Consider the following 6,761-nt stretch of genomic DNA (forward strand, 5'->3'; position numbering starts at 1 on the left):
CAACATGAATACGTTCACAATAAAGATGGATAGATTTATCTAAAAAAAGTTCCCATCAATAACAGACCGCCCTTTTTACCTAAAAATTGCATTTGTTACTAAATTTAAAAAAAGCCTGTTTATTAATAAATATCAATAAACATGCTTTTAATCACAAAAATAATATTTATATAAAAAAACAATCCGTAGAATAACCGTATTAGAAAAACAATAAAACCTTTCTTAATACTGTTACTATTTAAAATAATTATAAATTAAACAGTTTTACCAACATGGAGCCCATTTTATGAAAGTCGCAATGTTTAGTTCTCGTAGTTATGATATTCAACATTTCAAACCACTTATCTCAGATCCAATTAGCATCGATTTTTTTGATACTCAACTAAACATACAAACAGCATCACTCGCCGCCGGTTTTGATGCGGTGTGCGCATTTGTAAATGATGATTTAAGTGAGCCTGTCTTAACTAAGTTACATGAATTAGGTGTTAAACACATTGCCATGCGATGTGCGGGCTTTAATAATGTTGATTTAAAGTGTGCAAAAAAATTAGATATTAATATTGTCCGTGTGCCAGCTTACTCACCAGAAGCCGTTGCTGAACATGCCATTGCACTATTAATGACGATTAACCGTAGAACTCATAAAGCATACCAGCGTACACGAGATGCCAACTTCTCTTTGGAAGGTTTAGTAGGCTTTAATCTTCACGGAAAGACTGTCGGTATTATTGGAACAGGCCGAATTGGTGTCGCTGCTATGGCTATTTTCAAAGGGTTTGGCTGTAAGATATTAGCATCAGACCCTTACCCATCTGAGCATGCAATCGCACTGGGCGCTGAATATGTTAGCTTGGAAGAATTATTCGCAAACAGTGATGTTATTAGCTTACATTGTCCATTAATGGAAGATAATAAACATCTATTAAACAAAGATACCTTTGCTCTGATGAAAGATGGAGTAACTATCATCAACACAAGTCGTGGCGGTTTGGTTAATGCTTATGATGCAATCCAAGCATTGAAATCTGGCCGTATTGGTGGTTTAGGTTTAGACGTTTATGAAGATGAAGAAACATTATTCTTTGGTGATCATTCAAGCGAAATCATTTCTGATGATATTTTCCGCCGTTTATCAGCTTGTCATAATGTTATATTTACTGGCCATCAAGCATTCTTAACTAAAGAAGCACTAACTAGTATTGCCCAAACCACATTAGGCAACTTAAAAATATTAAGTGAAGGAAAAGATTGTACTAACCAAGTAACAATTTAAAAGCTAAGCGCCATCAACAGAATAGATAACACTCCATATTAGGTATTTATCTATTCTGTTAAACTAGGCATTTCAAGGGCTTAACTTATCTCTCTTTATTTCTACTCAAAATACGCTGCTTTTTTTACTATTTTATAGCGCAAAGTAAGCACAGATGCTTTTTTTAGTTTAAAATGTCCTACTAAATTTAATTCAGAGGAAAATGATATGTCTGAAAAAGTCTTTATCACTGCACAACAACTACTTGAAGACTCATTTCGTCTTGCCGCACAAGTTTACGACAGCGGCTTTCGCCCACAATTTATTGTAGGGATTTGGCGTGGAGGTGCTCCAATTGGTATCGCAGTTCAAGAATTTTTTGACTACAAAAAAGTAGAAACAGACCATATCGCTGTGCGTACTTCTTCTTACTACGGAATTGGCAAGCAAAGTAAAACGATCAAAGTACATGGTTTACATTACATTATTGAGAATGCAAATGCTGACGATGGTTTATTAATTGTAGATGACGTATTTGACTCAGGTCGAAGTGTTGTTGCATTAACGGAAAAGTTAACTGAAGTAATGCGTTTGAATATGCCTCGTGATGTGCGTATTGCAACACCTTACTACAAACCAAAAAACAAAGCAGTGGAAATGGTACCAGATTACTACATCCATGAGTCAGATGAATGGTTAGTATTTCCACATGAAGCTTCAGGTTTAAGCATCGAAGAAATTACTGAAGGAAAAACTGACTTTAAAAATATTGCACACTTATTTAATAACGAAGACTAACTCTTAGTCTTGTTGATACATCTTGTGTTGATTTTTATATCGTAAAGGGGACTATTTAGTCTCCTTTTTTATACTGTAAAACAAATTGCTCGGTAACCAGTAACAGATCTTTATATAAGGGCTTAAACACATCACTTAAAACAGCATAGTTTTCTATTAATACTTCACCCGTTTCCGCTAATGGTTTCATTCGTTCACTACGCATAGACATTCTTTGTAAAGCATAGTTAATATTTTCTATTTTCTGATAGGACTCAAGCCATTTATCCTTCCACACCCAGCCATTAACTCGTTGAAACCTTTCCGGCAATACAATGTGACGATCACTTGTTTCATCAGCTATTTTTAATTCCGCTAATTCACAGAAACGAGGTAATGATAGGTGATGGGAATCACTCCACTGTCGAGCTAAGCAATGATCCCAAAACATATCTAATGCAATAGGTGCATAACGCCTTAATTGTTTTGGGAAAAGTTGTTTCGCTTTTAATACGAGTGGGTGCTTATCAGTAAAGCTATCAACATAACGATGTAAGCGGATCCCTTTTACAATATCAACAGGAAATTGTTGTTCAGGATCGCCTTTAACAAAGTCACCTAAAAAGTTACCAGTAAAACTGGTTTTTGTATGATCTGCTATATGTAAATGTGCAAGATAATTCATAATATTCGACCTGAGTGTATCAATTAAGCCTAATTACTAGCATGTCGCTTGCTTACTAAAATGCCGACGAAAACAACGAAGATACTTAACCACTGCGCTATTGTTAGGACTTCATTTAATAATATTGCTGATAATAATAAAGCAAAAATAGGGACTAAGTTAGAATAAGCTGCTGCGGTTAACACCGATGACTTAGATAATGCAAAGTTATACATACCATAAGCACCCAGTGTTACCGCAGATCCTAAGTAGATAATGTTCAAAAGCGCATTGATATCATGCTGCGCAGGTAAATCAATAAAGAATAAGAATGGGATAAAGAAAATGGTCCCAGAAAACCCTTGTAATGCAATCAATGAAAGTGCTGAATAGCGATTTAAAAGGTGTTTCATAGCAACAACATAGAATGCCGCACAAAGCATCGCTAAAAACTCTAAACCATTGCCTAATAAAGGATTAGGCGCATAGTCTGTATCTGGCGAGACAACACTCAACAACACACTGCCAGTGATACATAAGCTAAAACCGAGAATAATACTTTTACTCAATTTCTCTTGAATTAAAAAGAACGCAAGGCAGGCTACCATCAAAGGTAAACAAGAGACAATAATTCCCGCTTGAGAAGCAGAAGTATACTGCATTGCATAACCTTCAAATAAGAAGTACAGGCAAGGTTCAGCCAGTGACATCATTAATAGCCACTTCCAATCCCCTTGTTGATATGTAAAGCGCTTAACCCAATGCCAAAGACATAAGCAAATTAATAACGTAATGAGCATACGTAAAAAAATAACAAAAGAGGGAGGATAAACATCAATAGCAGCTTTCAGAGCAACAAAGGAACTACCCCATAAAAACGTCGCGATTAAAAAACCCAGTCCAGCCGGCATAGCTTACCCCATAAAAAATCGCTATCCTACCACTGGATAATCACTCTTGTAAGCTATTGTTGATATTTATTAAAACAAATATTTGAAGGAAAAAGAGTATCACTCAGGCTCAATTTCTTGATGATATAAAGTAAATCCACGGGCTTGATAATTACCTAATGCACTGGGATGGTCTAAACTACAAGTATGCACCCAAAGACGTTTAGCATGGCAACTCTGCCAGGCTTGTTGTATCGCATAAGTTAATAGATACCCTCCAAAACCTTTGCCAATGAAAGCAGGGCTTAACCCAAAATATTTAATTTCTACTTCTTGGTTAGCTGTTTTTTCAAGCTCAAAATACCCTGCTATCGTCCCTTGATAATAAGCAACCCAAGTACGTAAACTGTCCCGTTCGCTATAAGCTTTCCAAGCCTGCTCCGATTCATTCAATTTATCAAACCATTGCCATTGCTCGCCCACTAAAGAATATAAGTATCGATTAAAACGATAATTCTTAATTTCCGCTTCCATAATCATTAAACCTTCAACAATAGGTTTGGCTTTCAGTTGCTCTTCTTTTAACATTTCCAAATAATAAATGGTCGTATCTCTCATTTAGTTTCCTCATTAATAAAATAGGTTAAGGGTAATAAATAATATTAAAAAAATGCAATGGGGTTGTGCCTACATTACGATAGATATGCGTTTGATCAGCCTTAAACTTTGCTTTGTCACCACTATGCAAAGTTGTCCATTGTTGATCTGCAAAATACTCCAAACAACCTTTTGTCACAATAATATGCTCAATGACACCACTTTGATGGGCATCTGAACGCTGCTCATAACCAACTGCAAAGTAAAGCTCAAACATTTCGAGCTTAGTATGGCGATCATATTCAAAAACAGTTTTGATATTGCTTAATTGCGCGTCTTCTGAACCTTTAATGTGAAATTTTTCATCAAGATCTAAGAATTCAGATAAAGGTAACTCAAAACCTGTTGCAATATTCCATAGCTTAGCAATGGTTGGGCTCGACTCACCTCGCTCAATTTGTCCTAACATAGCCTTTGAGACACCACAATGTTGACTGGCTACATCTAAACTCCAGCCTTTATTTGAACGTGCTTTTTTTAATTGAACAGCAACTTTTTTATTAATAGAGTATGACATATTTACCTTGTGCGTTATAACGTCCAATGTTAATTTGTATTTTTGTACGCTAAAACGCACGGACGATATTATGAAAACAGTTTTGCAACAGGTCAACTCAATAATTGCAGCAATGAGTGGTGGATTAGTCGCAGTAATTGTAGGCTTCTCAAGTTCACTGGCTTTGATCTATCAATTAGTTATTAATCTTGGAGGCGATGCTAACCTTGTTGCAAGCTGGTTTCTCGCGTTAGGTATTAGCATGGGAATCTTAAGCATTGCCCTCTCATGTTACTTTCGGATACCTATCTTAATCGCTTGGTCTACACCAGGAGCTGCACTACTCCTTGGTAACTCACAAGGCTTTACATTAGAACAAGCCGTTGCTGGTTTTATTATTTGTGCAATCATGCTGTTTATCTTCCCATTTTTAATACCTATTAATAAAATATTTAAATGGATCCCTCCACAGCTAGCCTCTGCCATGTTAGCAGGCATTTTATTAAGCTTCGGAGTGTCGGTGTTTGAACAAATGAATCTACAACCAACGTTAGCTATTCCAATGTTTGTTTGTTATTTATTAGCAAAACGTTTTGTCCCACAATGGGCCTTAATTATTGTCATTACGAGCTCAGTTTTCTTAGCATGGCAACTTCAACTCATTAAAGCAGAACATATTGAGTGGCAATGGAGTGAATGGCAGTTTATACAACCAGATTTTTCATTAAGCGTTCTTGTAGGCATTAGCTTACCGCTCTTTATTGTCACGACAGCAGTGCAAAATTTACCGGGCATTGCGATGTTACAAAGCTTTGGTTACCAAGCTCCTATTAAGCATATTTTATCGATAACCGGATTATTTAATATTGTATTTGCTTGTTTTGGTAGCTTTGCACTTAACTTAGCTGCAATTAGTGCTTCTATCTGCATGACTGAAGATGTTCATAAAAACCCAAGTAATCGTTATTGGGCGTCTGTGTGGGGCGGTATTTTTTATATTATTTTAGGTTTTTTTGCTGCTTACATTATTGCTTGGTTTGCCCTATTACCTAAATCATTAATTTTAACTTTAGCCGGTTTAGCTTTGTTTGGAACTATCGTCCATAGTTTACAACACAGCGTCAATAGTGAATCTTCACAGGTCAATGAAGCCGCTGTCGTTACATTACTTATAACGGCCTCACCACTCTCTTTATGGGGCTTAAACTCAGTTATTTGGGGCTTAATTGGTGGGTTACTAGTTTTATTTATACAAAATATAAAATTGCAAAAAAACAAGAATAGGTAGTTCTATAGAATTAGAGTACCTATTATTTAGCTGCTTTATTCTCTTTATTTGAAGTGCTACATCTTTCTTGCTTAGTTGACGGTTGATCTAGCGGGTCACTGCAACAGCTACCAAAATGAACATTATCCAACCAATCTTGCATCTCTTGCTCACTTAGCTTTTTATTCTTATTATTTTTTACTTCATTGTTTTCCGGCATTTTATGCTCCTACAAAATAGTTTAAATTGACTAAATTCCAATACTATCTAAGATTTCTAAAAAAACTTCTTCGCGTGTTTTTGCTGTTAGATTAGGGTATAGACGACATAAGCGGATAGCTTGGCTAAATTTATTCTTGCCCAACACACTTAACACTCTTGTAAATAATGCTTCATCTAAAAAGAATGTTTTTACTGCATGAACAACTGCGTCATCTAAGCTGACATAAACCACACCATCAAACTCAAAGCTTTCATTATCAGATTCAATCTCTAATAAAACATTATCAATCATCAAAGGCCAGCCTTGGTAATTGATTCGAGCCTGCATCATTTCAAACATTGGCCATGCACTACGTTTAAAACCTTCAAAGGCGCTGCCTTCTAATTCAGATTCTTCGAGCTCTTTTTTAGTCCAATTAGAACCTATACTAAGTGTTTTTTGGTGTTTGGTAGCCAATGCTTGTTTAATTGCATCACGATAATACCAATTCCGTTAATTAAGTTTCCAAATTTGTCCAATCTCGATAGCACAG

General features: G+C 35.9%; 9 protein-coding genes. 3 read left to right on the plus strand and 6 right to left on the minus strand.

Annotated elements, in window-relative coordinates; genetic code table 11:
* Window positions 1-286: 286 nt before the first annotated feature.
* Together V6256_RS05950 and V6256_RS05955 are read left to right on the plus strand one after the other, a co-directional pair.
* Window positions 287-1,276 (plus strand): 2-hydroxyacid dehydrogenase, encoded by a 990-nt coding sequence (locus V6256_RS05950; RefSeq protein WP_341597156.1) that lies wholly within the window; start codon window positions 287-289, stop codon window positions 1,274-1,276.
* 207 nt (window positions 1,277-1,483) lie between these two features.
* Window positions 1,484-2,053 carry a phosphoribosyltransferase gene (locus V6256_RS05955; RefSeq protein ID WP_341597157.1) on the plus strand — a complete coding sequence of 190 codons (570 nt, stop codon included), beginning with the start codon at window positions 1,484-1,486 and terminating at the stop codon, window positions 2,051-2,053.
* A gap of 55 nt (window positions 2,054-2,108) precedes the next feature.
* On the opposite strand, the gene V6256_RS05960 is transcribed toward V6256_RS05955, so the two are convergent.
* The 4 genes from V6256_RS05960 to V6256_RS05975 all read right to left on the minus strand — a co-directional run bounded on the left by V6256_RS05960 (window position 2,109) and on the right by V6256_RS05975 (window position 4,760).
* Window positions 2,109-2,717, minus strand: coding sequence for an acyl carrier protein phosphodiesterase (locus V6256_RS05960; RefSeq protein ID WP_341597158.1), 609 nt, complete (start codon window positions 2,715-2,717; stop codon window positions 2,109-2,111).
* A 29-nt stretch (window positions 2,718-2,746) separates the two neighbouring features.
* On the minus strand, window positions 2,747-3,607 hold the full coding sequence (locus V6256_RS05965; RefSeq protein WP_341597159.1) for a DMT family transporter: 861 nt from the start codon (window positions 3,605-3,607) through the stop codon (window positions 2,747-2,749).
* A 99-nt stretch (window positions 3,608-3,706) separates the two neighbouring features.
* Window positions 3,707-4,204: a GNAT family N-acetyltransferase gene (locus V6256_RS05970; RefSeq protein ID WP_341597160.1), complete on the minus strand. Its 498-nt coding sequence runs from the start codon at window positions 4,202-4,204 to the stop codon at window positions 3,707-3,709.
* A gap of 25 nt (window positions 4,205-4,229) precedes the next feature.
* Window positions 4,230-4,760: a helix-turn-helix domain-containing protein gene (locus tag V6256_RS05975; RefSeq protein ID WP_341597161.1), complete on the minus strand. Its 531-nt coding sequence runs from the start codon at window positions 4,758-4,760 to the stop codon at window positions 4,230-4,232.
* Between the two features lie 70 nt (window positions 4,761-4,830).
* Between V6256_RS05975 and V6256_RS05980 the strand changes: the two genes are divergently transcribed.
* On the plus strand, window positions 4,831-6,027 hold the full coding sequence (locus tag V6256_RS05980) for a benzoate/H(+) symporter BenE family transporter (RefSeq protein ID WP_341597162.1): 1,197 nt from the start codon (window positions 4,831-4,833) through the stop codon (window positions 6,025-6,027).
* 22 nt (window positions 6,028-6,049) lie between these two features.
* Here V6256_RS05980 and V6256_RS05985 read toward each other — a convergent pair whose 3' ends face one another.
* Together V6256_RS05985 and V6256_RS05990 are read right to left on the minus strand one after the other, a co-directional pair.
* Entirely contained in the window at window positions 6,050-6,226 is a 177-nt protein-coding gene (locus V6256_RS05985) for a hypothetical protein (RefSeq protein WP_341597163.1), read from the minus strand.
* 30 nt (window positions 6,227-6,256) lie between these two features.
* Window positions 6,257-6,685, minus strand: a complete 429-nt coding sequence (locus tag V6256_RS05990) for a hypothetical protein (RefSeq protein ID WP_341597164.1) — start codon at window positions 6,683-6,685, stop codon at window positions 6,257-6,259.
* Window positions 6,686-6,761: the final 76 nt, after the last annotated feature.

This window comes from Psychromonas aquatilis (assembly GCF_038155185.1).
Taxonomy (GTDB): Bacteria; Pseudomonadota; Gammaproteobacteria; order Enterobacterales; family Psychromonadaceae; genus Psychromonas; species Psychromonas aquatilis.

Coding starts and splice junctions, on each gene's coding strand:
- V6256_RS05985 (WP_341597163.1), bottom strand. CDS start 6,226: ATGCCGGAAAACAATGAAGTAAAAAATAATAAGAATAAAAAGCTAAGT.
- V6256_RS05950 (WP_341597156.1), top strand. CDS start 287: ATGAAAGTCGCAATGTTTAGTTCTCGTAGTTATGATATTCAACATTTC.
- V6256_RS05980 (WP_341597162.1), top strand. CDS start 4,831: ATGAAAACAGTTTTGCAACAGGTCAACTCAATAATTGCAGCAATGAGT.
- V6256_RS05960 (WP_341597158.1), bottom strand. CDS start 2,717: ATGAATTATCTTGCACATTTACATATAGCAGATCATACAAAAACCAGT.
- V6256_RS05965 (WP_341597159.1), bottom strand. CDS start 3,607: ATGCCGGCTGGACTGGGTTTTTTAATCGCGACGTTTTTATGGGGTAGT.
- V6256_RS05970 (WP_341597160.1), bottom strand. CDS start 4,204: ATGAGAGATACGACCATTTATTATTTGGAAATGTTAAAAGAAGAGCAA.
- V6256_RS05955 (WP_341597157.1), top strand. CDS start 1,484: ATGTCTGAAAAAGTCTTTATCACTGCACAACAACTACTTGAAGACTCA.
- V6256_RS05975 (WP_341597161.1), bottom strand. CDS start 4,760: ATGTCATACTCTATTAATAAAAAAGTTGCTGTTCAATTAAAAAAAGCA.